The sequence below is a fragment of the Pengzhenrongella phosphoraccumulans genome (assembly GCF_045689905.1).
GTDB lineage: Bacteria > Actinomycetota > Actinomycetes > Actinomycetales > Cellulomonadaceae > Pengzhenrongella > Pengzhenrongella phosphoraccumulans.
Window position 1 is genome coordinate 64,943 of the sequence record NZ_CP144210.1, and the last position, 24,138, is coordinate 89,080.

General features: G+C 68.2%; 24 protein-coding genes and 1 pseudogene. 17 read left to right on the forward strand and 8 right to left on the reverse strand.

The window, feature by feature from the left end; all coding sequences use genetic code 11:
• Nucleotides 1-180 precede the first annotated feature (180 nt).
• On the reverse strand, nucleotides 181-1,557 hold the full coding sequence (gene ftsW / locus VTA80_RS00320) for a putative lipid II flippase FtsW (RefSeq protein WP_407343439.1): 1,377 nt from the start codon (nucleotides 1,555-1,557) through the stop codon (nucleotides 181-183).
• Nucleotides 1,558-1,868: 311 nt separating this feature from the next.
• Here ftsW and VTA80_RS00325 point away from each other — a divergent pair, with 311 nt between their 5' ends.
• Nucleotides 1,869-2,303: a hypothetical protein gene (locus VTA80_RS00325; protein ID WP_407343440.1), complete on the forward strand. Its 435-nt coding sequence runs from the start codon at nucleotides 1,869-1,871 to the stop codon at nucleotides 2,301-2,303.
• Between the two features lie 154 nt (nucleotides 2,304-2,457).
• On the opposite strand, the gene VTA80_RS00330 is transcribed toward VTA80_RS00325, so the two are convergent.
• The 4 genes from VTA80_RS00330 to VTA80_RS00345 all read right to left on the reverse strand — a co-directional run bounded on the left by VTA80_RS00330 (nucleotide 2,458) and on the right by VTA80_RS00345 (nucleotide 5,708).
• Nucleotides 2,458-4,734: a heavy metal translocating P-type ATPase gene (locus VTA80_RS00330; RefSeq protein WP_407345638.1), complete on the reverse strand. Its 2,277-nt coding sequence runs from the start codon at nucleotides 4,732-4,734 to the stop codon at nucleotides 2,458-2,460.
• Between the two features lie 29 nt (nucleotides 4,735-4,763).
• On the reverse strand, nucleotides 4,764-4,946 hold the full coding sequence (locus VTA80_RS00335) for a hypothetical protein (RefSeq protein WP_407343441.1): 183 nt from the start codon (nucleotides 4,944-4,946) through the stop codon (nucleotides 4,764-4,766).
• Nucleotides 4,943-5,245 carry a heavy-metal-associated domain-containing protein gene (locus VTA80_RS00340; RefSeq protein ID WP_407343442.1) on the reverse strand — a complete coding sequence of 101 codons (303 nt, stop codon included), beginning with the start codon at nucleotides 5,243-5,245 and terminating at the stop codon, nucleotides 4,943-4,945. The genes VTA80_RS00335 and VTA80_RS00340 overlap by 4 nt, the downstream gene beginning before the upstream one ends.
• A gap of 64 nt (nucleotides 5,246-5,309) precedes the next feature.
• Complete coding sequence (locus VTA80_RS00345; RefSeq protein WP_407343443.1) at nucleotides 5,310-5,708, reverse strand: antibiotic biosynthesis monooxygenase family protein; 399 nt, start codon at nucleotides 5,706-5,708, stop codon at nucleotides 5,310-5,312.
• A gap of 257 nt (nucleotides 5,709-5,965) precedes the next feature.
• Between VTA80_RS00345 and VTA80_RS00350 the strand changes: the two genes are divergently transcribed.
• The 5 genes from VTA80_RS00350 (at nucleotide 5,966) to lnt (ending at nucleotide 10,745) form a co-directional block, all read left to right on the forward strand.
• A complete protein-coding gene (locus tag VTA80_RS00350; protein WP_407343444.1) occupies nucleotides 5,966-6,241 on the forward strand; it encodes an SHOCT domain-containing protein in 276 nt (91 codons plus the stop codon).
• 2 nt (nucleotides 6,242-6,243) lie between these two features.
• Nucleotides 6,244-7,701 carry a multicopper oxidase family protein gene (locus VTA80_RS00355; protein WP_407343445.1) on the forward strand — a complete coding sequence of 486 codons (1,458 nt, stop codon included), beginning with the start codon at nucleotides 6,244-6,246 and terminating at the stop codon, nucleotides 7,699-7,701.
• Nucleotides 7,702-7,879: 178 nt separating this feature from the next.
• Nucleotides 7,880-8,686 (forward strand): prolipoprotein diacylglyceryl transferase, encoded by an 807-nt coding sequence (locus VTA80_RS00360; protein ID WP_407343446.1) that lies wholly within the window; start codon nucleotides 7,880-7,882, stop codon nucleotides 8,684-8,686.
• A gap of 155 nt (nucleotides 8,687-8,841) precedes the next feature.
• The gene (locus VTA80_RS00365; RefSeq protein WP_407343447.1) at nucleotides 8,842-9,156 is read left to right on the forward strand and encodes a hypothetical protein; all 315 of its coding nucleotides are present in this window, start codon (nucleotides 8,842-8,844) and stop codon (nucleotides 9,154-9,156) included.
• A gap of 14 nt (nucleotides 9,157-9,170) precedes the next feature.
• Complete coding sequence (lnt, locus tag VTA80_RS00370) at nucleotides 9,171-10,745, forward strand: apolipoprotein N-acyltransferase (protein WP_407343448.1); 1,575 nt, start codon at nucleotides 9,171-9,173, stop codon at nucleotides 10,743-10,745.
• Between the two features lie 67 nt (nucleotides 10,746-10,812).
• Here the strand turns inward: lnt and VTA80_RS00375 are convergent, their stop codons facing one another.
• The gene (locus VTA80_RS00375) at nucleotides 10,813-11,505 is read right to left on the reverse strand and encodes a DUF305 domain-containing protein (RefSeq protein ID WP_407343449.1); all 693 of its coding nucleotides are present in this window, start codon (nucleotides 11,503-11,505) and stop codon (nucleotides 10,813-10,815) included.
• Between the two features lie 575 nt (nucleotides 11,506-12,080).
• On the opposite strand from VTA80_RS00375, the gene VTA80_RS00380 reads away from it, so the two are divergent.
• Nucleotides 12,081-12,725 carry a DUF3105 domain-containing protein gene (locus tag VTA80_RS00380; protein WP_407343450.1) on the forward strand — a complete coding sequence of 215 codons (645 nt, stop codon included), beginning with the start codon at nucleotides 12,081-12,083 and terminating at the stop codon, nucleotides 12,723-12,725.
• 268 nt (nucleotides 12,726-12,993) lie between these two features.
• Here the strand turns inward: VTA80_RS00380 and VTA80_RS00385 are convergent, their stop codons facing one another.
• Complete coding sequence (locus tag VTA80_RS00385; protein WP_407343451.1) at nucleotides 12,994-14,424, reverse strand: FAD-dependent oxidoreductase; 1,431 nt, start codon at nucleotides 14,422-14,424, stop codon at nucleotides 12,994-12,996.
• A 138-nt stretch (nucleotides 14,425-14,562) separates the two neighbouring features.
• Entirely contained in the window at nucleotides 14,563-14,964 is a 402-nt protein-coding gene (locus VTA80_RS00390) for a hypothetical protein (RefSeq protein WP_407343452.1), read from the reverse strand.
• 442 nt (nucleotides 14,965-15,406) lie between these two features.
• Here VTA80_RS00390 and VTA80_RS00395 point away from each other — a divergent pair, with 442 nt between their 5' ends.
• The 10 genes and pseudogenes from VTA80_RS00395 (at nucleotide 15,407) to VTA80_RS00440 (ending at nucleotide 24,119) form a co-directional block, all read left to right on the forward strand.
• Nucleotides 15,407-15,877, forward strand: a complete 471-nt coding sequence (locus VTA80_RS00395; RefSeq protein ID WP_407343453.1) for a hypothetical protein — start codon at nucleotides 15,407-15,409, stop codon at nucleotides 15,875-15,877.
• A gap of 29 nt (nucleotides 15,878-15,906) precedes the next feature.
• Entirely contained in the window at nucleotides 15,907-17,331 is a 1,425-nt protein-coding gene (locus tag VTA80_RS00400; RefSeq protein ID WP_407343454.1) for a 4Fe-4S binding protein, read from the forward strand.
• A 105-nt stretch (nucleotides 17,332-17,436) separates the two neighbouring features.
• Entirely contained in the window at nucleotides 17,437-18,036 is a 600-nt protein-coding gene (locus VTA80_RS00405; RefSeq protein WP_407343455.1) for a vitamin K epoxide reductase family protein, read from the forward strand.
• A gap of 194 nt (nucleotides 18,037-18,230) precedes the next feature.
• The gene (locus tag VTA80_RS00410; protein WP_407343456.1) at nucleotides 18,231-19,034 is read left to right on the forward strand and encodes an electron transfer flavoprotein subunit beta/FixA family protein; all 804 of its coding nucleotides are present in this window, start codon (nucleotides 18,231-18,233) and stop codon (nucleotides 19,032-19,034) included.
• 72 nt (nucleotides 19,035-19,106) lie between these two features.
• Nucleotides 19,107-20,117 carry an electron transfer flavoprotein subunit alpha/FixB family protein gene (locus tag VTA80_RS00415; RefSeq protein ID WP_407343457.1) on the forward strand — a complete coding sequence of 337 codons (1,011 nt, stop codon included), beginning with the start codon at nucleotides 19,107-19,109 and terminating at the stop codon, nucleotides 20,115-20,117.
• 184 nt (nucleotides 20,118-20,301) lie between these two features.
• On the forward strand, nucleotides 20,302-20,625 hold the full coding sequence (gene fdxA / locus VTA80_RS00420; RefSeq protein ID WP_407343458.1) for a ferredoxin: 324 nt from the start codon (nucleotides 20,302-20,304) through the stop codon (nucleotides 20,623-20,625).
• 775 nt (nucleotides 20,626-21,400) lie between these two features.
• A complete protein-coding gene (locus VTA80_RS00425; RefSeq protein ID WP_407343459.1) occupies nucleotides 21,401-21,685 on the forward strand; it encodes an SHOCT domain-containing protein in 285 nt (94 codons plus the stop codon).
• Nucleotides 21,682-22,305: a sulfocyanin-like copper-binding protein gene (locus tag VTA80_RS00430; protein ID WP_407343460.1), complete on the forward strand. Its 624-nt coding sequence runs from the start codon at nucleotides 21,682-21,684 to the stop codon at nucleotides 22,303-22,305. Before VTA80_RS00425 ends, VTA80_RS00430 begins: the two co-directional genes overlap by 4 nt.
• Before the next feature lie 59 nt (nucleotides 22,306-22,364).
• Nucleotides 22,365-22,662: pseudogene (locus VTA80_RS00435) on the forward strand (transposase); the annotation flags it as partial.
• Between the two features lie 539 nt (nucleotides 22,663-23,201).
• A complete protein-coding gene (locus VTA80_RS00440; RefSeq protein WP_407343461.1) occupies nucleotides 23,202-24,119 on the forward strand; it encodes a bifunctional DNA primase/polymerase in 918 nt (305 codons plus the stop codon).
• The last annotated feature ends 19 nt before the right edge of the window (nucleotides 24,120-24,138 follow it).

Below are 24,138 nucleotides of genomic sequence, written 5' to 3' on the forward strand. Positions count from 1 at the left end.
CCAAGCGAGCACCCGCTCGTGGTGCCCGCGGGTTGGACCGGGGCCGACGCTGTCGTGCACAAGATGCAGGGTGAACGCGAATCATGCGGACAGTGTCCCAAATCGCCAGACTCGACCGGAGCTGCTTTTCGATCCTGAGACTCCCCATCTTGGCGGCCGCCCATGCTGGCTGGGACACCACTACGACCGTCGCGCGGTGGGACGGTCGAAACGCGGGCGCGAACGGATTCCGGATCCCCGACGGGCTCGGCCGATCACGGCGAGCGACCGGCGCACCACACTCGGCCGGGAACGGAGCGCCTCCGCCGCACCCGGTTCCGAGCGCGCGAACGAGATCACGACGCCGAGCGCAGACATGGTCATGATGAGGGCGGATCCTCCGGCGGAGACCAGCGGCAGCGGGACGCCGATCACGGGAGCCAGTCCGATCACCACAGCGATGTTGATGAGAGCCTGGCCGATGACCCAGAACGCGACCGCAGCCGTGGTGATTTTGACGAACGGGTCCGGGTGCCGGCGGATTACGCGGCTCATCGCGAGTGCGATCAGCGCGAGGAGCGCCAGGACGAGCAGGGTACCTACCAGGCCCAGCTCCTCACCGATGATCGCGAAGATGAAGTCGTTCTGCGCCTCGGGGAGGTAGGACCACTTCTCGCGGCTCTGCCCGAGTCCCAGGCCCCACCAACCCCCGGTGGCCAAGCCCCAGGTACCGTGCAGCGTCTGGTAGCCCCCGTCGGTGGGGTCGCAGGTGTTGCTGATCCAGCACGAGATCCGGGCGACCCGGTTGCCGCTCGTTGCTGCAAGGAGGGCGACGCCCACCGCCACGAACGCGGCTGCGACGCCAAAGACCCGCATGGGCACGCCCGCGATGAACATCGCGCCACCGACGAGCAAGATCAGCACCATGGCTGTGCCCAGATCATTGCCGAGCAGCACCAGCCCGATGAGCCCTCCGGCAATGGGGACAACCGGGATGACGGCGTGCTTCCAATCGTTCAGGAGCGGTTGCTTTCGGGCGAGTACCGCGCCGAGCCACAACACCAACGCCCCTTTGGCGATCTCGGACGGTTGAACAGATACGGGGCCGAGAGCCAGCCAGTTGCGGTTGCCGTTTGCGGACAGCCCGAGCGGCGTGAACACCAGGAGTTGCAGTAGGCACGCGACCGCGAGGGCAACCCACCCGACCTTCTTGTACAGGTCGGTTGGTAGTCGGGAGGCGACCCACAGCACCGGCAACCCGATCAGCGCGTACCTGGCCTGTTTTGCGAATTCGGTGTAGGGCGACTGGTCAACTGCGAGGGACTCGACGCTCGAGCTGGACAGGACCATCACCAGGCCGAGCACCACGAGGACTGCCGTCGCACCCGTCAGGACGTAGTAGCTCGTGACGGCACTGTTCCAGGCCCCTAACCTCGAGCCCGAAACGCGGACCCCAACGGTCTTCGGCGCTCGCGGTGCCGGCACACTCGCCCGAATACCCGGCGTCATTGACGTCCGAAAGTGCGACTCGTGGGCCAGAAATACCGCGCCCGAAGAACGGACGGCGAAGACGGGCAATCAGCCTGACTCCGTTTCGCCACCAAGGATCCTTCGGATTCGGCCGCGGCGAGCACTGGCAAAGGCTCACCCGCGTCCCGCTCGACCACACGATCCTTCGGGGCGCAAGGGGCGAGCACCAGCGGGTCCAACTCCGGGCTGGCCCTGAACACCGCGGCCGGCCGCCTTTCGCTCGCCACCGCGCGATCGCGGGACTCGAGGTCGCCGAGCGCGCCGGACCGCGAATGTCTCGCGTCGCCAAAGGCCGATGTTGATCGATTCTTCATCGTTTCTCCATCGTGACTCCAGTGGCGGAACGGCATCGTGTAGTGATGAGCAACTCGAATCTCCCCTCCCCTCCGGCCCCTTCCGCCGCCCCGGCGCTGGCCACGACCGACGTTGCGGTGGATGGCAAGGTCGATCGGCATCCCCGCTCGATCTGGACGGTACTCAGCGGCGCTCTTGGTGGGATCGTCGGCTTGGCCCCCCATGTGCTGCACCACGTCGGCCCCTTGGTCGGCACCGCACTTGTGGCCGGAGCCGGCGGGACTGCGTTGTTTGGCATCCTCGGCCTGGCCGCTTCCGTGCCGATGCTCATCAAGCTGCACCGCCGATTCTCGAACTGGTGGGCGCCGGCCATCGCACTGGGGGTCTTCACGGCCATGTTCCTCATCTCCTCGTTCGTGATCGGACCGCTGATCAGCGCACCTGATGAGCCGGCCACACCCGGCGTCACCGAGATCAACCACGACGCCCACCACTCCTGAGCACCACCAGTCGTGCCGGCCCGCACGTTCACGGGCCGGCACGCGCTGCTCGTGAGTTCACCAACCCCCCGAGTCCTACCCGGCCACCGACCTATCGACGGGCCTCCACGGGCCTCCACGGGCCCGAGGCAAACATCTGTGCCGACGACATTCGTCAGCCCGCAACGCCCACTGGTTCGAGCTCGCGGGTGCGGTCCGCGGGCGGCTGCGTGACCGTGTCGATGGATACGGCCCGGAATCGGCGCAGCCGCAGGCTGTTGCTCACGACGAACACCGAGGAGAACGCCATCGCCGCGCCAGCGATGAGCGGATTGAGCAACCCGGAGACCGCGAGCGGGATCGCGGCCACGTTGTAGGCGAACGCCCAGAACAGGTTGCCCTTGATCGTCGCCAAGGTCCGACGCGACAGGCGCACCGCGTCCACGGCAGCGCGCAGGTCGCCCCGCACGAGCGTGAGGTCGCTCGCCTCGATCGCGACATCGGTGCCGGTACCCATCGCGATACCCAGGTCGGACTGGGCAAGGGCCGCGGCGTCGTTCACGCCGTCGCCGACCATGGCCACGACGCGGCCCTGGGCCTGCAGGTCGCGTACCACGGTGACCTTGTCGGCGGGCATCACCTCGGCGATGACCTCCTCGATGCCGACCTCGGCTGCGATCGAACGGGCCGCTCGGGCGTTGTCGCCCGTGAGCAGGACCGGGCGCAGCCCGAGGGCCTTGAGCTCGGCCACGGCTTGGGCGCTGGTTGCCTTGACGGTGTCCGCCGCGACGACCAGGCCCCGGATCTGGCCGTCCCAGCCGACCGCGACGACGGTGCGCCCGGCGGCCTCGGCCTGGTCGAGCTGGGCGGTCAGGTTCTCGTCGAGACTCTGCGCCCATTGCTGCGCCATCCACGCCACGCGCCCGGCGGCCACGGCGTGGCCGTCCACGACGCCCGAGACGCCCAGGCCCTGGCTGTTGGCGAAGGACTCCACCGTGGGCAGCTCGCCGAGCTTCTCGCGTGCGCCGGCGGCGATCGAGGTGGCGATGGGGTGCTCCGAGGCGTCCTCCAGGGCCCCGACCAAGCGCAGCAGCAGGTCGGCGTCGGTGCCCGTGGCGGGGATGACGTCAACGAGCTGCATCTTCCCGGTCGTGACGGTGCCGGTCTTGTCCAGCACGATGGTGTCCACGCGGCGGGTGGACTCCAGGATCTGGGGGCCCTTGATCAGGATGCCGATCTGCGCTCCGCGCCCGGTGCCGACCATCAACGCTGTTGGCGTGGCCAGGCCCAGCGCGCAGGGGCAGGCGATGATCATGACGGCCACTGCCGCGGTGAAGGCCATTTCGCCACCGGCGCCGGCGCCGAGCCAGAAGCCCAGCGTCGCCACGGACAAGGTGATCACGATCGGGACGAAGACAGCGGAGATGCGGTCGGCCAGGCGCTGAACGGGCGCTTTGCCGGTCTGCGCGTCCTCCACCAGTCGGGCCATCTGGGCGAGCTGGGTGTCGGCGCCCACGCGGGTGGCCCGCACCAGGAGCCGTCCGCCGGCGTTGACGGTGGCACCGACGACGGTGTCACCGGGGCCGACCTCGACGGGGACGGGTTCACCGGTGAGCATGGACGCGTCCACCGCGGACGCGCCGTTCACGACCTGCCCGTCGGTGGCGATCTTCTCCCCGGGCCGCACGACGAACTCGTCCCCGACCGCGAGCTGGTCCACCGGGATGCGGACCTCGGCGCCGTCGCGGAGCACGCCGACGTCCTTGGCGCCCATCTCGAGCAGCGCCCGCAGGGCTGCGCCCGACTGTCGCTTGGCGCGGACTTCGAAGTAGCGTCCGAGCAGGATGAACACCGTGACGGCGGAGGCGACGTCGAGGTAGATCTCTCCCGAGGCGGCGCCGCGCTGGGGGGTGAGGTTGAACGCCATGCGCATGCCGGTCATGCCGGCGGCCCCGAAGAACAGCGCGTACAGCGACCACCCGAACGCGGCCAGGACCCCGACGCTGATCAGGGTGTCCATCGTGGCCGCGGCGTGCTTGGCGTTGGCCCATGCGGCGCGGTGGAACGGCCAGGCGCCCCACAGCACAACCGGTGCCGCCAGGGTCAAGGACAGCCACTGCCAGTTGTCGAACTGCAGCGGCTCGACCATCGCCAGGAGCAGGACCGGTGCAGTCAGGACCGCGGACATGATCAGACGATGGCGCAACGGCGCCGACTCGTCGATCACGTCCGCTGCCGTCGCACCAGCGGCCCCAGCCTCGACGGGTCGGACCGGTTCGCGCAGGCGGGCGGTGTACCCGGTGGCCTCGACCGTCGCCACGGCGTCTTGCAGGGTGGTGCCCTCGGGCAGCGCGACCTTGGCCTTCTCCGTGGCGTAGTTCACGCTCGCCTCCACGCCCGGCATCCGGTTGAGGCGCTTCTCGATCCTCGCGGCGCACGACGAGCACGTCATCCCGCCGATCTCCAGCTCGATCGTCTGGCTCACTGACCTGCCTCCGTGTCCATCGTCGCCTGCCCACCGGGTGCAACGCTGCCGTCTTCATGCACGACAGCGGGTGCGCGACCGGTGTCGACCGGCCCCACCAGCGCGCCGAGGCCAAAGCCCAGACCCAGAGCCGCCGCGAGCCCGATCCCGAACCCCGCAAGGCGTCCCGCGTCGCTCACGCCGACGCGCCGACGAGCTCGTAGCCCGCCTCATCCACCGCCGCTCGAACCGCCGCATCGGTCAGCGGCGCCGCACTGACGACCGACACCTGGGACTCTCCGCCCTCGACCAGGGCGATCTGGACCTCTGCCACTCCGTCAAGCTTCATGACCTCTTCGGTCACCGCTGCCACGCAGTGGCTGCAGGTCATCCCGGAAACGGTGTAGCTGGTGGTAGTCATGTCGATCTCCTTGGTGTGAAAGATGCCGAACTGTGCTCCGGCGTGCCCGCGATCCTGCCAAGCGAGCACTTCGAGCATACCCCCTGGGGGTATGGCAGCAGAGGCGCGAGGCGGCGCCGATGAGGGCCGAACAAGGCGACCGTCAGGAGTCGTGGCAGCATCGGCCCGCGACCTGCAGGCCGGCTCTCTCCACAGCGGCGGCCTTCTGCGGGTGTCCATGGCCACCGCCACCGCAGCAGGAGCCCGAGGCGGGGAGCTCGGCGACGACCTCGTACTTTGCCGCCCGCGGCGAGGCGGTGAGGATCTCTGCGAGGCGCGCCTGCACCCGGGTGGCCTGCTCGGTGGCGTGCATCGCGGCAAACGTCTCCGCGCTTTGGTGCTCGACGAGAGCGACGTACGTGCCCTCCGTCGTGCGCAGCAGGCGCCGCCCCTCGAGGCCGTCCGTCCCGCGCAGCTGGGCGTTGGACCAGGCGAACCAGGCGTGGAACTCGTCCCGTCGGTCGGTGGGGACTTCAGGGAAGCTGGCGATTGCAACAAACATGTCTTCCTCCACGGTGGTGCTCAATTGCTCGGTGCCGAACCCCGCGGCTCAGTGTCCGGGGCCGGACGGTTCAGGTTCGTCCGCCGACCACGCACGTCACGTCGAGGTCTGATGAAGATCCCATGAAGATCGAGCGCCCCGGGGTCCGGCGGGCACGTTGTGCCCTCATCACGGATCTACCCTGGGGTATACCCCCTGCGGTATGCGGCGGGGGCCAGGAGTGGTCCTGCGCGAGAGAACAGACAAGGAGATTCGACATGGGTAACGGCTTTGGTATGAACGGCGGCATGGGCGGGGGTTGGATCTTCGCTGTGGTCGCGATCGTGGGGATCGTGCTCCTGGTCATCCTGGTCGTCCGGCTGGTCGGCGGCGGAATCCGGCGCGAGCCCTCCCCGAAGCCGACGTCACGCGTGAACGAGCAGGCGCCCACGGGGCGCAGTCGTGCCCGCCAGATCCTGACCGAGCGGTACGCGCGCGGGGAGATCGACACCGCGGAGTACCAGGAGCGTCTGCAACTCCTTCAGGACGAGTAATCGTGGAACCGATCAGTCGCCGTCAAGCGCTCCAGCTCGGCGTGCTGGGCGTAGCCGGGGTCGCGATCGGCGGCGCCGGGCTCGTCCAAGCGACGGACGCCCGGACGCCCCGGGGGTCCGGCGGCGCGGCATTCGTCGAGCCGTCCGTCCTGAACAGCCGCGAGGGAATCCTGCGGGTCGAGCTGGAGGCGGCCGAGCGGGAGGTCACCCTGGCGGGGCAGCGCGCCACGGCGCTGAGCTTCAACGGTCAGGTGCCCGGGCCGACCCTGCATCTGCGGCCCGGCGACCGGATGCAGGTAACAATGGTCAACCGCCTCACCACCCCGACGAACCTGCACGTCCACGGTCTGCATGTCTCCCCCCAGGGCAACAGCGACAACCCGTTCGTCAGCATCGGCCCGGGCGAGGGGTTCGACTACGACTTCCAGATCCCGATCGACCACCCACCGGGCACGTACTGGTACCACCCCCACCCGCACGGATCGGTCGCGGACCAGGTCTTCGGCGGGCTGTACGGGGCGATCGTGATCACCGGCGATAACGAACCGGCGAGCGCACGCGAACGTCTCCTGGTCATCTCGGACATCACCCTTGACGGCGCGGGCCGCGTCGCCGCGGCGACCATGGCCGATGTGATGATGGGCCGCGAGGGCGAGCTCGTGCTCGTCAACGGCCAGCTCAACCCGCACCTTGCGGCGCGGCCCGGCGAACGTGAACGGTGGCGGGTGGTGAACGCGTGCACATCGCGCTACCTACGCCTGGCGCTGCCCGGTCAGCAAGTCCAGCTCCTCGGCCTCGACTCCGACGTGCTGGCCCACCCGCTCGAGGTCGACGAGGTTCTGCTCGCACCCGGAAACCGCGCCGACCTCCTGATCACCGTGCGCGCCGGAACCAGCGCGCTGCGCGCCCTGGGCTACGACCGCGGCTCGAGCGGGATGGGCATGATGGGCGGCCGCTCGTCGTCGTCGGGCCCAGTCACGCTCGCAACGCTCGCCGTCGCCGGGAGCGCGGTCTCGCCCCTGCCCGGCGTGCCCGATCGTGCGCGTGCGGCGGACCTGCGCAGGCGGGAGCCGACGCGCCGCCGCGAGCTCACGCTGGGTGCAGGGACGGGGGCTGGCATGGGCGCCCAGATGGGTATGGGTTTCACGATCGACGGCCAGGAGTTCGACCACCGACGCACCGACCAGGCGGTGATCGCCGGCGCCATGGAGGAATGGACCATCCGGAACACCGCCCCCATGGACCACCCCTTCCACCTGCACGTGTGGCCGATGCAGGTCGTCGAGCACGACGGCACGGCCCTGGCGGAGCCGACGTGGCGCGACGTCGTCAACGTCCCGGCCGGCGGCCAGGCCGTCGTGCGGATCGCGTTCGGCGACTTCACCGGACGAACCGTTTACCACTGCCACATCCTTGACCACGAGGACGCCGGGATGATGGGCGTCGTCGAGGTCACCTGAGCCGAAATTCGTGGGCCCGGAACATCTGTTGCCTCGGCGCGCCCAGACCTCAACGGCCGGTCCGGCCTTCATCAAATGTTGACCCTTCCCATGGGTAGCCCTTCATCGTTGTGGGCCATGGTTGGTCCAAGGACGCAATGGTCCGGGGGTGATCCGACTCTCCCGCCGGCGCCCGTGGATGAGCGGAGCAACACACGTGCGGCCGGTCCTGTTCTCGATCTTCGGACTCGACGTCCAGTCCTACGGGGTGAGCAAGGCGGTGGCCGCCCTAGTCGCCGCGTACCTGCTCGCGCGCGCCTTCGAACGGCTCGGATTCAAGCGGGACTCGGCCTACTCGCTGGTGATGTGGGCCACGATCTGGGGCTTCGTCGGCGCCAAGATCTACTTCCTGCTCGAACAACCGACCTTCGAGCTGCACCACCTCGGCGGGATGGGCTTCACCTGGTACGGCGGCCTCATCGGCGGTGTGATAGCCGCGTTGGTGATCGTGCGCCGCCACCACCTGCCCCTCGGCACGGTCGCCGGCGCCGCCGCTGTCCCGCTCACTGTGGCGTACGGGATCGGACGGATCGGGTGCCTGCTCTCCGGCGACGGCACCTACGGTCGGCCCACCTCGCTGCCATGGGGGATGACGTTCACGCACGGGGTCGTGCCCACGAGCGTCCCGGTGCACCCGACGCCCCTGTACGAAGCCCTCGCCGCCATCGCGATCGCCAGCGCGCTATGGGCGATCGGCAAGCACTGGAACCCAACGGCCGTCTTCGGTGCCTACCTCATGCTGAGCGGGCTCTCCCGGTTCCTCGTGGAGTACCTGCGCATCAACGAGCCCGCCCTGCTCGGCCTGACCCAACCCCAACTCTGGGCGCTGGCCAGTCTCATCGTGGGCGGCGCCCTGATCGCCCGCACCCGACCGCTGGCCTTGCACCGACCCGACGCTGCTGCGATGCCCGATGTCGAGACCGCGGACACCCGGTCGGTCAGCTGAACAACGCGAACTTCAGCATTTCTTCGTCATTCCTGCACCAATTCGAGCGGGTTCAACGATCACACTCAACTCAATTCGACCGGCAGAAAGAGTCTTCCCCAGGGGGATCTCGACCGCCGATCACAGCCCGACAAACCATAGGAGATTGATCGACCATGAACACCAACATGCAGGGACACAATCACGGCGGTAAGAGCCATCTGTACGGCATGGTCGGCATCGGGGCACTCGTCCTGGTCGTCCTGCTTTTTGCCGGCAAGTCGTTCGGGGAGGCACTGCCCCTCGCTGCGCTGTTGGCCTGCCCGGTGATGATGATCGGGATGATGTTCATGATGCGCGGCGGCAACAACAGCCACCAGCACGACAACAACGCACCGACCGACCACCACGATCACAACGCGCCGGCCCCGTGGTCCGACGAGACCAGTTTCACCGCATCCAGGGCATCGAAGCCCGCCGACCGGAACTGACGAGCCAGCATTCCGTGGCGAGCCGAGCCGACGACCTGATCGTCGAGGCCGAACTGAGTTCCTCGGCGATCAGGTTCTCGACCGTGACGTGGATTGCAGCTCACCTTCAGTGGCACGGGAGCACAGTTCGCATCGCACTCGCACTCACCACCGGGGTCGCGTGGGCATTGGCCGCGCCGCCGCGGGGGTGGTGGCCGATGCTCTCGTTCGGGGTCGCCTTCCTCACCCTTGCCCTGCACGGACGGGGCGCACGCGAGCGATGCCTGTTCGGCGGCCTGACCGGGGTCGTGTTCTATGGTCTGACGTTGCGGTGGCTCATGGATTTCAGCGTGCCCGGCTACGTCGCGATGGTCGGGCTCGAGACGAGCATGCTCGCGGCGGCGGTCGCCCTGATTCCGGCGCCCGGATCCGGGCGATGGGCCGGCGGCTGGTGGACGCTTCCTGCCGCGCTCGTGCTGCTCGAGGCGGTACAGCTCCGATTTCCCCTTGGGGGGTTTCCTCTCCCTGGCCTCGCGCTGAGCCAGGCGGGTGGGCCGTTCGCGATGGCCGCACCGCTCGGGGGCTCGCTCCTGGTGACGGCGCTTGCCGCAGTCAGCGGCGTCGCTCTGGCGGGCCTCTTGGTGATGCCCGGCGGGTCCCGCCGGATTGCCGCCGTCGGCGGTGCCGTGGGCATCATTCTTGCCCCCCTCTTGGTCGGTGCCACCATCACCACCCGAACGATCTCGACCCTGGACGTGGCAGTCGTCCAAGGCGGCGGCCCTCGCGGTGTCCTCGCCGACCCCACCCGAGTCACCGCACGCCACCTTGCCGTGATGCAGCAGATCGTCGGCTCTCCCGACCTCGTGGTCCTGCCCGAGAATGTCGTGGACGTCGACGGCTCCATCGCGGGATCCCTCCCCGACAGCCAGATCAGGGCCCAGGCGCGGCGACTCGATACCAGCGTCGTCGTGGGGATCGTCGAGAAATCGGGCACCAAGTTCCGCAATGCGGCCGTGCTGTGGGGACCCGACGGCGAACGGCTCGACCGGTACGAAAAGGAGCATCGAGTCCCTTTCGGGGAATACCTCCCCGCCCGCCGCCTGCTGCAGGTCGTCTCGGACGCCACGACGCTGGTCCCCCGCGACGCGATCCCCGGTGAGGGATCGGCGCTCCTGAGCGCTCCCGTCGGGCCGCTGGGAGTTGTCATCTCCTACGAAGTGTTCTTCGCCGACCGGGTCCGCGAAGCGGTGACGTCCGGCGGCCAGGTCGTGCTCGTGCCGACCAACGCCGCGTCCTACCTCACTCCGGAGGTTCCGGCACTCGAAGTCGCAGCAGCGCGACTTCGAGCTCGGGAGTTCGGCCGAGCCGTTCTCCAAGCTGCACCTACGGGCTACTCAGCCGTCATCCTCCCGAACGGCACCGTCGCCGCGCAGAGCAAGCTGGGCGCCGCGACCCTGCTCCGCGAACGCATCCCACTTCGATCGGGCCTGACGCCCTATGCCCGCGTCGGCGACCTTCCCATGATCACTCTCGCCCTGGCGGTCCTCGTTGCCCGGCCGTTGACGCCGGCCACTCGGTCGCTGCTCCGGCGCCGCCGACGGCTCCTTTGACGTCGCCATCGCACATCATCCGCGGGCGGGCGCACGGCGCGCTCGCCCGCGGATGCGGACGATCGAACTAGAGCCCCTGGAGGAGCTGCGCCATCTCGGTGATCTCCGCCTTCTGTGCGTCGATGATGGCTTGGGCAAGTTCGAGAGCCTGAGGGTTGCTGCCCGCAGCCAGTTCAGTCTGAGACATCTCGATGGCGCCTTGGTGGTGCTCGATCATCAGCTCGAGGAAGCGACGATCGAATTCCGCTCCGGTCACGGACTTGAGCTCGGTCATCGCCTCGTCCTGGTTCAGCCCGCCCATGTCCATGCCGCCCATGTCCATCCCGCCCATGTCGGCGTCGGCCGCGCTCTGCTCGCCCCACGCCACGAGCCACGACTGCATCGTGAGGATCTCTGGTTCCTGGGCGGCAGCGATCCGATCCGCCAGTGCCTTGACCTCAGCGGTGCTGGCTGTGCGTCCCGCGAGGTCGGCCATCAAGATGGCGCCTTCATGGTGAACAACCATGTTTTGGGTGAACGTCACATCGGCGTCGTTGTGGCTGTCGTCGACGGACGCGGCGGCGGACTCGGACGCCGCGCTGGCGGGACTGCTCGCGGCCGGGGCGCTTTCCTGGCCGGCGCAGGCGGACAGGACGACGGCGAGCGCGAGTGCGCCGCCCACAGCTGTCATGCGGGTCTTGACGTTCATGATGTTTCTCCAAGGCTCGGTGGACAGGACGATCGGCTCGTAGGTGTGCCGTACGACGTGATGTGCGGTCATGGACCCGTCGGGCAGAGCCGCGACGTCGCATACGACGGTCTCTTGCACCAAGGATGCGATGTGACCACCGTCGGACGAGCAGCCAAGATTGGTCGGCCAACCCCGCACGTGGCGTCGAGTTTTGATGAAGATCTGATGAAGATGCCCGTGGCAGCGACAGTTGGGCCCGATGGAACTGCGGGGTTGCCCTCGGCCGCTTCGCCAGCCACTTCGATTCGCCAGGACGCCGCGAGGCCGCCTCCAGCTCAGGGAGTTGGCCGGCCCCTGCTGGCACGACCACGACGACGATTACCCTCGTCTCGAGGGGCAGCCGCCGTGCAACGGACACTGAGACCGCATGAACGACTCACGAAGGGACGCGCTGCACGGCGACCACCACCGTGCACCAGTCTCTCGTCGGTTCGTCAAGGAACGATCGCGAAACTATGAAGAGTTCCTGAAGATCCGTCTCAGGCCGCCTCTACTCCTGGGTCGTCACGGGAGAGCCGCGTACCGTCGATCACGCGCCCCACTCCCGGTTCGACGGGAGATCGACGTTTTCCTACGACCTGCCGCTCAAGAGGAGCCCTCCGATCGTGAACCGCAATCGCAAGACCGAGCTGACTGAACGCCAGGCACGCCTCGCGCAGGTTAAGGCCGAGCAGAAGAAGGCCGAGCGAAAGCGCACCTGGATCATCGCCTCGGTCGCGGGCGTCCTGGTCCTGGGTCTGATCGGCACCACGATCGCGATCGTGGTCGATCAGGGCGCCAAGAACGCCGATCTCGCTGCCCAGGCGAAAGAACCGATTCGGGGCGTCAAGACCTTCACGGGCCTCTCCCAGGACCATGTCTCCACCGCAGTCGACTACGCCCAGAACCCGCCCACGGGTGGCGCGCACTCTGCTGTTGGACAGGTCTGCGGCTTCTACTCCGAGCCGATCGTCGATGAGAACGGCGTGCATTCACTCGAGCACGGTGCCGTCTGGATCACCTACGACCCCAGCCTGGCCCCAGGTCAGGTCGACTCGCTCCGCGCCTTCGCGGCCAAGGACAACTACGTCCTGGTGAGCCCGCGCGACGGGCTCGCCTCGCCGGTCGTGGCGAGCGCCTGGGGAGTTCAGCTCCAACTCGATTCGGCGGCCGACAAGCGGCTGCCCTTGTTCCTGGCCGCCTACGTGAATGGCCCCCAGACGCCGGAGCCCGGCGCTTCGTGCTCTGACGGAGTCGGTACCCCGGAGTAGCACGATCACCTGGGGGTCGGCGAAGGCCGACCTCGCGAAGCAGGATGCGAGCGCAGCGGCCTGGCTGCGTAAGCGATCCGACCCACATCCGCCGGACGGTCGTCGCCCCAAGCCTGCGACCGTCCGGCACCCAGCTCGGCGCGAGAGCCCACGCGGCTATACCCGGATCCGAGTCGTGCATCGCGGGACCAGGTGTCCGTCGGGGACCGCGTGCAGGACGGCTGAAGCTTCTCGCTCAAACCACGCTCAGCCCGCCTCGGGAAAATCCTCAACCCACCTCGTGGATGAGGCGTGATCTCGAATCTGCTGCGACCGGGCCGGTCGATTGTTCGCCGAGGGCGATCGCCGTCATCTCGTCGCGGGGCACGACCTTGATCCGCTCACGCCCGACGGCGGCCCCGAGCGCCATCTCATGCGCGTCGAGCAGCTCCCAGTCCGACCACTCGACCACGGACACCCCGCGGGCGGCCAGGAAGTCCGTCACGGCACTGGGCTCGGGCTCCGTCGCGGTGAGCATCGCGGTGCCGTCGGCCTCGGCCGCGTCCTCGACCAGGTGGCGGATCGTCTCGGACGCGTCGGACTTGGTGTGCCCGATCAGGCCGATCGGGCCGCGCTTGATCCAGCCGGTCGCGTAGATCCCGGGGACCCGCTCGCCGTCGACGTCGATCACGCGGCCCTCGCGGTTGGGGATCACGCCGCGCAGGTCGTCGAACGGGATGTCGACCAGCGGCGACCCGAAGTACCCGACCGCGCGGTACACGGCCTGGACGGGCCAGTCGTGGAACTCGCCCGTGCCGGACGCCGTGCCGTCGCCGTTGAGCGCGGTCCGTTCGGTGCGCACGCCGACCACGTGGCCGTCCTGGCCGAGCACCTCGGTCGGGCGGTGCAGCAGGTGCAGGTGGATGCGCCGCGAGGCCGTCTGGTCGGCCGGCTCGTTCAGGGTCCAGTCGGTGAGGGTCGTGACGACCTGCTTCGTCTGGTTGGAGGATTGGATCGCCGCCATCGACCCCTTGTCGAACTCGAAGTCCTCGGGGTAGACGACCACGTCGACGTCGGGCACCTTGCCCAGCTCGCGCAGCTCGAGCGAGGAGAACTTCACCTGGGCCGGGCCGCGCCGCGCGAACATGTGCACGTCGGTGATCGGGGACGCCTTGAGCTGCTCGTACACGTTCGCCGGGATGTCGGTCGGCAGGAGGTCGTCGGCGTGCTTGGCGAGCATGCGGGCGACGTCGAGCGCGACGTTGCCGGCGCCGAGGACGGCGACCGAGGTGGCCTCGAGCGGCCAGGTGCGCGGCACGTCGGGGTGCCCGTCGTACCAGGACACGAAGTCCGCCGCGCCGTAGGACTCGGGCAGGTCGATGCCGGGGATCGGCAGCGCGTGGTCCCGGATCGCGCCGGTGGAGAAGATCACGGCGTCGTAGAACTGGCGCAGGTCCTCGAGCTTGAGGTCCACGCCGTACTCCACGCCTGCGAGCAGGCGGATGTCCCCGCGCTCGAGCACCTTGTGCAGCGCGACGATGATCTGCTTGATCCGGGGGTGGTCGGGGGCCACGCCGTAGCGCACCAGCCCGAACGGCGCGGGCAGCCGCTCGAAGAGATCGATGCTGACGTCCAGGTCCGTCTTGGACAGGATGTCAGCGGCGTAGATGCCGGCCGGGCCGGCGCCGACGACGGCGACACGCAAGGATCGGGTGCTCACGGGCGGTAGTGCCTTTCGGTGGGGTACGAGCCCTGTGTCAGACCGCGTCGGCCACTGGGCCGCGCAGATCTGATCGGGCATCGATGCAGCAGGTGATCTGACCGCCGGACTCAGGGTCCGAGCAGCAGTGCGGGCAAGTCAGCCTCGGCAGCAACCTCCGGACTCGGCTGCGGCGGTCACCACCGGAAGTGCGACTATTTGATACGCACCCCCACCCCCGCCCGTGCCACCGCAGCAGGACCCGGAGACTGCCAGGTCGACGACGACCTCGTGCGTTGCGGTCACCGGCGCGTCCTTGAGGATCTTTCTCAGCCTCGACTGAACGTGAGCGGCAACGCCGGTCGCGTTCATGGCCGCGAACGTCTGCGCGCTTTCGTGCTCCACCACGGTGGCGTACGTGCCATCCGAGGCTCGCAGCAGGCGCCGACCCGTCAACCCGTCGACCTCGCGCCACTCGTCGATGGACCAGACAAACCACGCCTCGAAGCCCGCCCGTCGCTCAGCAGAGACCTCTGGGAACCGGGCAATCGCGACGAACATGCGCTCCTCCATCTGTTGGCCTTCAAAGTCTCTCGGGGGACCACACATCACCCCGCCACCGGCACCGGTGGGCCTGGTCCCAGGTTCCACGACAAAGGCGCCTCGAATGACGATCGTTCGATGAAGATTCACTGAAGGTTGACAAGAACGCCCGCACTGCGCACGAGAGGCAGGGACGTGGAGTTCTGCGTGTCTTGTGTAGCGACACCCGCAATCCAACTTTGCCTTCAGTTAATACGCCCAAACCGGCCGATTTCCCCCGAACGCGATCGAAACCATCAAGAAGCGATCGCCGAACAATGAAGATTCCCTGAAGATCCGCGCCGGTTCCGCCCCTGCCCGGGTTTGCGGAATTTTCGAGCCGTACGGTCATGACGCGCCACGACAACCATCTCTTGCAGCTGCGCAAAGACCACGGCCTCGACGACTCAGGAGATCGACCATGAGAACGACAACCGACGACATCGTGATGCGGTATCTGCACCGCGCGCTGCCGACCGTCGGTGTCGCGGTGCTGCTCATCGCGGGTGCCGCACCGGCGGTCGCGGTCCCGAGCACGCCGCCCACTGCGATCGTCGCCGACTCGACCACAGACCCCGGCGACGGCGCCGGCGCCGGCGCCGAGTCGATGCCAGGGATGGACATGCCGGCGCAAGACATGCCCGCAGGCGTGGAGACGAGCCCCGGCGAACCAGCCGAGAACATGCCGGGAATGGACATGCCCGCGGACGAGATGACCACTGACGGAGCGGAGCACGCCGGAACCGTTTCCCGGCCTCGCGGCGCGGTGCTCGGTGTGTTCGCCGGGATCAACGGAGCCGTCCTGATCAGCGCTGCGGTGCTACGTCGCAAGACGAAGAACACCCACCACCCCAAGCGCAGCACCCGGGTCACCACGCCCGCCACCGCCTGAACCCGCCCTACACCCTCGAGGACATCCCCATGCCCGCACCCGCCCCGGCACGCCCGCACGATCACACCGCCGACCCCGACGAGTGCGAGGACCTCTCCCCCGCTCCGGTGGGCCGCAACCTGCTGGCGATCCCGCTGGTGCGCCGGGCGCTGCGCAGCCGTTGGTACCCGGGCATCCTGCAGGTCCCGATCGCGGCGGTGTTCGGCCTGGTCGCCTACCAGTTGCTGCTCGGTCCCGACGCCGCCCACGACAACCCCGGCACCGCCCTGATGTGGGTGCTGTGGTGGCCGCTGATCCCCATCGTGTTCGTCCTGGTCGGGCGGTTCTGGTGCGCGGTCTGCCCGTTCGGCGCGCTGTCCGACTTCGTCCAGAAGATGGTCGGCGCCCAGCGGCCGGTCCCGGTGTTCCTGAAGAAGTACGGCATCTGGATCATCGACGCCTCGTTCCTTCTGATCACCTGGTCCGACCACGTGTGGGGCGTGGTGGAGTCGCCCTGGGGGTCCGGGGTGCTGCTGCTCATTCTCACCACCCTCGTGATCGGCTCCGGCGCGTTCTACCAGCGGCGCACCTTCTGCCGGTACCTGTGCTTCCTGGGCGGCATGGCCGGGAACTACGCCCGCGTCGGCATGGTCGAGCTCCGTGCGGACAGCGCGATCTGCAAGACCTGCAAGGCCCGCGCGGTCTGCTACAACGGCAACGACAAGGTCGCCGGCTGCCCGCTGTTCAGCTTCCCGCGCACCATGGACGACAGCGCCAACTGCAACCTGTGCGCCAACTGCATCAAGTCCTGCCCCAACGACGCCATCCAGCTCCGGGTCCGCAAACCCGCCAGCGAGCTGTGGTTCATCCGCAAGCCCCAGCTCGAGCAGTCCTTCCTCGCCGCGGCGATCATGGGCATCGTCTTGATCCAGAACGTCACCATGCTCGAGGTCTGGCAAGACGTGCTCGACGCGATCGAACGCACCACCGGGGTCACCTCTTACCCGGTCATCTTCACCGTCGCGTTCGTGGTCGCCGTCGGCCTCCCGGTCGGGCTGCTCGCCGGCGCGTCCCGGCTCGCCGCGGCCCGCAACCTCGAAAGCACCCGGATGAACTTCGCCCGGTTCGGGTACGCCCTGATCCCGCTGGACGTCGCGGCCCACATCGCCCACAACCTGTTCCACCTGCTCGCCGAGGGCAAGTCCGTGTTCTACACGATCACCGCGATGCTCGGCGGCCCGTCCGGCAGCGGGTCCATGGCCCTGGTCAGCACCGGCACCATCCAGGTGCTGCAGTTCATCCTGCTTGCCGTGGGCCTCGTCGGATCGCTCTACACCGCCCGGCGCATCGCCCACCGCCGCTACCACACCGCCGCCCGACGACGCACCACCCTCGCGCCGTACATCGTGATCATCGCGCTGCTCGGCGCGCTGAACGTCTACTTCTTCCTGCTACCCATGGCCATGCGGATGTGAGGGCAGCAGCAAACCAGAGGCGAGCTGACCTCGACGCGAGCTTCGCGTCGGACCAACAGAAGTGGGGCACTCATGAGCGTGGCAACCGACGAGCGTGTGAATCGCATGCACCGACTGCGCCATTCCGAGGGCTGGATCTTCGGCACCATGCTCTTCTCCGCGTGCCTGAGCCTGCTCGCCTCCTTCGTGCTCTCCGTCGACGCGGTCGAGCTCGCCCGCGATCCGGCAGCGGCCCTGAGCTGCAACATCAACACGGTGATCAATTGCGGGCAGGTCGGGCTCTCCTGGCAGGCGAGCCTGTTCGGGTTCCCCAACGCCTTCCTCGGCCTGATCGCCGAATCGGTCGTCATCACCGTCGCGGTCGCGCTGCTCGGCGGGGTCCGATTCCCGAGATGGTTCATGGCGTCAGCCCAGGCGGTCTACACGCTCGGGCTGATCTTCGCCTACTGGCTGTTCAGCCAGTCCATGCTCGTCATCAACGCGCTGTGCCCGTGGTGCCTGCTCATCACGCTGTCGACCACGCTGGTCTTCTGGAGCCTGACCCACTACAACCTGCGCGAGGGCAACCTGTACCTGCCTGCGGGCCTGCAACGTCGCGCACTCGAGTTCGTCCGCAGCGACAACGACGTCTTCTTCGTCGCAGCCTGGCTGATCTTGCTGATCGCGCTCATCCTGGCGAAGTACGGCCCCGCCGTGTTCGGCTAACGGTGGCGTGGCGAGCAAGTGTCGGCCGCCGGCGCGAATCAGACAGCTGCCACAACATCCGGTCGCAACACGCCACGATCCGCACGACGCCAACTGAGCCCGACCACCACAACCCAATGTTTTACCCGTCGGCGATCGTTCGACGAGGACGAGGAGCCCGCGCCCGTCGGCGCCGCAGAAGAGGGATTGTCCTGATGAGAATCGTGGTCTGCGTCAAGCACGTGCCCGACATCCAGTCCGAACGAAGCATCGGTTCGGACGGCCACGTGGTCCGGGACGGCGGCGACGGGACGCTCAACGAGCTCGACGAGAACGCCGTCGAAGCGGCCCTGGCCCTGCTCGAGGCCCACGTCGACGGCGGTGGCACGGGCGAGGTGATCGCGCTCACCGTCGGGCCCGACGACGCCGAGGACGCCGTGCGGCGCGGGCTGCAGATGGGCGCTGACGTCGCGGTCCACGTGCTCGACGACGCGATCGCGGGGTCCGACGTCTTCGGCACCGCCACCGTGCTCGCGGCCGCAATCAAGCACCTCGCCGCGACCGGGCCCGTCGACCTCGTCGTGACCGGCATGGCCGCGCTCGACGGCCTCACCTCGATGTTGCCGGCCACGCTCGCCTACCTCCTCGACCTCCCACAGCTCACGCTGGCGGCCGAGGTCACCCTCGAGGGTTCGACCGTGCGCGTGCGGCGCGAGCTCGACACCGTGACCGAGGTTCTCACAGCGCCGCTGCCGGCCTTGGTGAGCGTCACGGATCAGGCGAACGAGCCGCGCTACCCGAACTTCAAGGGGATCATGGCGGCCCGCAAGAAGCCCGTCACCGTCCTCACTCTCGCCGACCTCGGCGTCAACCCAGCCACGGTCGGCGCCGCCGGGGCCCGCACGCAGGTGCTCGACGCGGCCGCGCGGCCGGCGCGCGAGAACCGCATCCTGATGACCGACGACGGCACGGCCGGCGCCCAGCTGGCCGCCTACCTCGTAGAGCACAAGCTCATCTGACGACCCACCCGTTCGTCCGAAGGTCCGCACCCGACCGGGTGCGGCCGCCACCAAGCCCAAGGAGTCCTCGCGATGACGTCCTCGCTCTCCAGTCCCGCGCTCGTCCTGCTCGACCACCACGAGGGTCACCTGCGCCCGCCGGTCCTTGAGTTGCTAACCACGGCGCGCACCTTCGGCATCCCCGTGCACGGCATCTGGTTCGGCGACGGGCTCGAGGGGGCTGTGCCCGCACTCGGGCTGGCTGGGGTCGAGGTCGTCTACCGCGTCGGAGCCGGCACGCAGGGTGGCGTCCGCGCCGACCTGCGCAGCACACCGGTCGCCGCCGACGTGCTGGCCGCGCTCGTCGCTGAGAAGCGTCCCGCGGTCGTCCTGCTGGCCTCCACGTTCGACAACAAGGAGATCGCCGCGCGTGTGGGCGCCGCGACCGGGGCCGGCGTCGTCGTGGACGCGGGGGCGCTCGCCGTCCAGGACGGCCGGCTCGTCGCAGAGAAGTCGGCGTTCGCCGGGACCTGGCTCGCCCGCTGCGCGATCACCACGCCGCTCGCGATCATCGCAGTGAAGGCCAACTCCGTGCACGCCGAGGACGCGGCCGTCGCGACCACGCCCGACGTAGTCGAGGTCGCGGCGGGCGTCAGCGACCGAGTGAGCCCGGTGACGCTCGTGGAGCGCTCCGAGCGCCCGCCGTCGGGGCGGCCCGAGCTCGGCGAGGCGGAGATCGTGATCGCCGGCGGGCGGGGCACCAACGGCGACTTCTCGGTCATCGAGGAGCTCGCGGATCTGCTCGGCGCCGGGGTCGGCGCGACCCGCGTGGCGACCGACGAGGGCTGGATCGACCGCGCGGCGCAGATCGGGCAGACCGGCGTAACAGTCACGCCGCGCTTGTACATCGGGGCCGGGGTCTCCGGTGCGGTGCACCACCGCGGCGGGATGCAGTCCGCCGGCACGATCGTGGCGGTGAACTCCGACCCCGAGGCGCCGATCTTCGAGATCGCCGACTTCGGGATCGTCGGCGATCTGTTCACCGTCCTGCCCAAAATCACCGCCGAGCTCCACAGCCTCACGCATGCCGAGGGGATGAAGTGATCTCCGCCTCGCGTGGCCGTCCGCATCAAATACAAGCGCGAGCAGTTTGACCTGCCACACAGTGGGCCGAAGGCGATCGGACGTCTACGTCGCTCTCGCCGAGATCGAATCCGGCTCCCAATGCACGCCCAGCAGCGGTCGCGCGCGAAGCGCTCGGTCGATGAGTACTCAGGAGGATCCAGCCGTGACCTACGTGATCGCGCAACCATGCGTGGATGTCAAAGACAAGGGATGCATTCAAGAATGCCCCGTGGATTGCATCTACGAAGGTAGCCGCTCGCTCTACATCCACCCCGACGAGTGCGTCGATTGCGGCGCGTGCGAGCCGGTCTGTCCGGTCGAGGCGATCTTCTTCGAAGCAGACCTCCCGGAACGATGGAGCGCGTTCTACACGGCCAACATCGAGTTCTTCACTGACCTGGGATCCCCCGGAGCTGCCGCCAATCTCGGCCCGATCGCCAACGACCACCCCATCGTGGCCGCCCTCCCGCCCCAAGGCCCTCAGTAGGGAACGACCTCCAGGATCGCGCGAACGACCCTCTTTAGCCCTTCGAGCCCTCCTTAGCACTCGTAATTTCGATGCCCGGCGCGCACCCGATGGGCGTCGCGCATCGGCGACACGGTCACGTAGTTACAGCGCCCGATCTCCGCCGTCGTGTTCGGTGCCGACGTCAGCCCGTCCGCGAGGGAGCACCGATCCTCATGGCTGTGGTCCGGCCGCTCCCCGTTGATTGGGGCGGAGGACCGCAACAGGCTGCTAGCCCGAGCACAACCATCGGCGAGCACCGGGTCGCACCGGCTGTCGACGGCAACTGAATACTGATCAGCACGCCGGAATCCGATCAGTTTTCGGTTGCCGTTGACACCGGGCGCCCCGAGTCGTTCGGGTGTGACTGGCCACGCCTGGCCTGATCGGCTACCCCGCGGTGCGCGGAGCCAGCCCGGCGAACCGGCACGCCACGCCCTTAGCACTGCGCCGGCGATGGCTCGGCGAGTTCCTCGCCTTCCTGCGCTGAGGTCACCGACAGACACCGCTGCGAGTACGTGCCCACCGCCTCCGCCCCGCCAAGCACGCCTGGCGCCGACCGACCTGCACTCTCCGAGTGACAAACACAACCTTGCGCGATGCCATCACAGCGCCGGCCTCACGGTCGACGACATCCGGGGAAATGCGGATCGCCGATCTTCGTCGGATCTTCGTCGTTCCTCGCTGGGATCCTCGCGTCGCGGCGTGAGGCTGAAGTTGCACCCGAGGACAAGGCAAGCAACCGAAGGAGACGGACATGATGGGTTGGTACGGGAACGGCATGAGCAGCGGCGGGTGGGTCTTCATTGGCCTGTTCTGGATCGCGCTGATCTCGCTGATCGCTTGGTTGGTGCTCCGGCTCCTGCCTTCGAACAGGAAACCTCGCATTGCGCCGGCGATGTCCGGGCAGCGGCTCGCAACACCTGGGCCGGAGTCTCCGTTCGAGATCCTCGACCGGAGATTAGCCGAAGGTGACATCGACGCGCAGACCTACGAGACACACCGCTCGGCCCTCGACGCCGCCCGAGGAGGCCACCGATGACTGCATCACTGACGACGGTGCGGCGATCGGGCAGGGGATGGCTGGTCGCGGCACTCGCTGCCACCCTCACGGTCCTGCTCGGCTCCGTCTTTGCCGCAGTGACGTGGGGCGGGACTTGGGGTCCGAGAGCGGGGACCTCGATGATGGGTTCCGGTTTCGGCGGGCTGGGGCACCCGTCCGTCGCGGCAGAGTCGGCTCCGGATCTTCCCGGGGCGGTCGTTCGCATCTCGCTGGTAGACATGGGTGGACCGATGATGGGCGGGAGCACCTCCGCGCCCGGTGGCGTGATGCACCTCAGCGCCGATCGCACAAGGGTAGCCACCGGAACGGTCTCGTTCTTGGTGACAAACAATGGCCGCATCGACCACGAACTGGTCATTCTGCCGCTCTCCGACGGACAGACAGCTGGCAACGAAGTCGTCGGTGACGACAACAGGATCGAAGAGTCGGGCAGCCTCGGCGAAGCGTCGAACACCGATGGCGAAGGGACCGGCACAGGAATCCGCCCAGGCACATCCGGGTGGGTGACCTTGAACTTGGCTCCCGGACACTACGAGCTGGTCTGCAACCTCGCCGGTCATTACGCCGCCGGGATGTACACCGATCTCACGGTGACGTAACTGTCAGTCGGCTCGGGCCCCGACCTTGTCACCGCCGCAGCCTCTCTGCCGGAGCCGCACAGGTCTATCTTGTGATCTTCATCGACGCGATCGTGGTGAAGGTCCGCGACGGGCAGGTGATGAACAAACCGTTCTACGCCGGTCTCCGGCGTGAGCACGGCCGGGGAGCGGGACATCCTTGGGATCTGGGCCGGCGACGGCGGCGAGGGCGCGAAGTTCTGGCTCGCCGTGCTCACCGAGATCAAGAACCGCGGCGTCGACGACGTGTGCATCGTGGTCTGCGACGGACTCAAGGGCCTGCCCGACGCGATCACCACCACGTGGGAGCTCGCCCTGGTGCAGACCTGCGTAATCCATTGTGCGGACGTCTGGGTTATGCCGATGTTGCCGCCGGATCTCGTCCGGAGCAGCGGTTTCGAGCTGGCGAGGTGGGCAAGATCAGAGTCCTTCGAGCCAGCCCCGTCCCGAGGCGTGGGGGCGACGCCCACATCAGGTCGCCCACCACTGAGAACGACGACGGCGCCGACGAGCACCCGCAAGGGTCAGCCTGTGGACAGCGCGCGATTGCGGGCTTTCCCGTGCGGTTCGGGGTGCGTCCCCTGGGGTGGTGCAACTCGGGCTCCTGATCGGTGATCGTGTCGATCCTTCGGTCTTGGAGGAGATGCGCACCTACCCTCAGGGGTGCGTCTCTCTCCGCGAGGTGCGCATCCCGTTGCGTATCCCCTGCGTATCCCCCGGCGATTCAGGGCAGCGCCATGGCCCCGAACCCCTTTCGCAACCCCTGCTCTGGACTTCTTGGGCTACTCACTTGACCTGCGCAAACACTGCGTATCCCCTGGGGGATACGCAGTTTGGGGATACGCATCCGGTTACGCACGCTCGCCACTGTGGTGGGCATGGAGACACGGATCAGAACCCCGCATTGGACGTACGACACGCTCCCGGTCGCGTCGTCGCGAGAGTCGCTCGCTGAGGCGGCGCTCGGATTCGCGCAGGCGGGCATCGCGGTCTTTCCGTGCGTGTCCTTGGGCAAAGTGCCGCTGACCGCGCATGGGTTCAAGGATGCCTCGGCTGACCCGAACCGGGTCGAGTCGTGGTGGCGCAAACACCCGGACGCGAACGTCGGGTTGCCCACGGGTGCCGCCTCCGGGGTGGACGTCGTCGACATTGACGTTCACGGCCAAGCGTCGGGCTTTCCAGCGCTTGAGCGGGCGCGCGACGCGCAGCTCGTGAACACGTGGTTGTGGGTGGTGCGCACACCCTCGGGTGGGCTCCACGCGTATTTCCCGCATCCGCCGGGAAGCCAGCAGCGGTCGTGGCAGTCGCCGCGTACCCACATCGATTTCCGCGGGGACGGCGGATATGTGATCGCGCCCCCCTCACGTATCGAAGTCGACGGCGAGCAACGCCGATACGAGGTCGTCGCAATCGCGACGCACACGCCCGGCCCCGTCGACGCTGCAGGGCTCCGCAGACTGCTCGACCCTCCCCTACCCCAACGCCCAGCGCGGAACTGGGCCACAAGCGCTGACGTGGATCCTGAGCGGCTGGCGAACCACGTGCGCTCACGCCCCCAGGGCGACCGCAACGGCGCCCTGTTCTGGGCAGCGTGCCGGATGGTCGAGGCAGGTTTCGACTTCACATCGACTCTCGGCTGCGTCGGCGCCGCTGGCGTGGACGCCGGCCTGAGCGCACGTGAAGCCGAGACCACGGTGCGCTCAGCCTTCCGCCACACGTCCGCCCGACCCGACCTGGGCGAGATGAGCCGGGACGACCCCGAGCACCCCTTCGGACCTGAGGCGGTGTCACTGTGAGCACTGACGACTTCCGTGA

What these genes read in the sequence shown, in the direction of transcription:
- VTA80_RS00325 (WP_407343440.1), top strand. Translation starts at nt 1,869, where the DNA reads ATGAGCAACTCGAATCTCCCCTCCCCTCCGGCCCCTTCCGCCGCCCCG.
- VTA80_RS00330 (WP_407345638.1), bottom strand. Translation starts at nt 4,734, where the DNA reads ATGACGTGCTCGTCGTGCGCCGCGAGGATCGAGAAGCGCCTCAACCGG.
- VTA80_RS00340 (WP_407343442.1), bottom strand. Translation starts at nt 5,245, where the DNA reads ATGCTCGAAGTGCTCGCTTGGCAGGATCGCGGGCACGCCGGAGCACAG.
- VTA80_RS00345 (WP_407343443.1), bottom strand. Translation starts at nt 5,708, where the DNA reads ATGTTTGTTGCAATCGCCAGCTTCCCTGAAGTCCCCACCGACCGACGG.
- VTA80_RS00350 (WP_407343444.1), top strand. Translation starts at nt 5,966, where the DNA reads ATGGGTAACGGCTTTGGTATGAACGGCGGCATGGGCGGGGGTTGGATC.
- VTA80_RS00360 (WP_407343446.1), top strand. Translation starts at nt 7,880, where the DNA reads ATGAGCGGAGCAACACACGTGCGGCCGGTCCTGTTCTCGATCTTCGGA.
- VTA80_RS00365 (WP_407343447.1), top strand. Translation starts at nt 8,842, where the DNA reads ATGAACACCAACATGCAGGGACACAATCACGGCGGTAAGAGCCATCTG.
- VTA80_RS00375 (WP_407343449.1), bottom strand. Translation starts at nt 11,505, where the DNA reads ATGACCGCACATCACGTCGTACGGCACACCTACGAGCCGATCGTCCTG.
- VTA80_RS00390 (WP_407343452.1), bottom strand. Translation starts at nt 14,964, where the DNA reads ATGTTCGTCGCGATTGCCCGGTTCCCAGAGGTCTCTGCTGAGCGACGG.
- VTA80_RS00395 (WP_407343453.1), top strand. Translation starts at nt 15,407, where the DNA reads ATGAGAACGACAACCGACGACATCGTGATGCGGTATCTGCACCGCGCG.
- VTA80_RS00400 (WP_407343454.1), top strand. Translation starts at nt 15,907, where the DNA reads ATGCCCGCACCCGCCCCGGCACGCCCGCACGATCACACCGCCGACCCC.
- VTA80_RS00405 (WP_407343455.1), top strand. Translation starts at nt 17,437, where the DNA reads ATGCACCGACTGCGCCATTCCGAGGGCTGGATCTTCGGCACCATGCTC.
- VTA80_RS00410 (WP_407343456.1), top strand. Translation starts at nt 18,231, where the DNA reads ATGAGAATCGTGGTCTGCGTCAAGCACGTGCCCGACATCCAGTCCGAA.
- VTA80_RS00415 (WP_407343457.1), top strand. Translation starts at nt 19,107, where the DNA reads ATGACGTCCTCGCTCTCCAGTCCCGCGCTCGTCCTGCTCGACCACCAC.
- VTA80_RS00425 (WP_407343459.1), top strand. Translation starts at nt 21,401, where the DNA reads ATGATGGGTTGGTACGGGAACGGCATGAGCAGCGGCGGGTGGGTCTTC.
- VTA80_RS00430 (WP_407343460.1), top strand. Translation starts at nt 21,682, where the DNA reads ATGACTGCATCACTGACGACGGTGCGGCGATCGGGCAGGGGATGGCTG.
- VTA80_RS00440 (WP_407343461.1), top strand. Translation starts at nt 23,202, where the DNA reads ATGGAGACACGGATCAGAACCCCGCATTGGACGTACGACACGCTCCCG.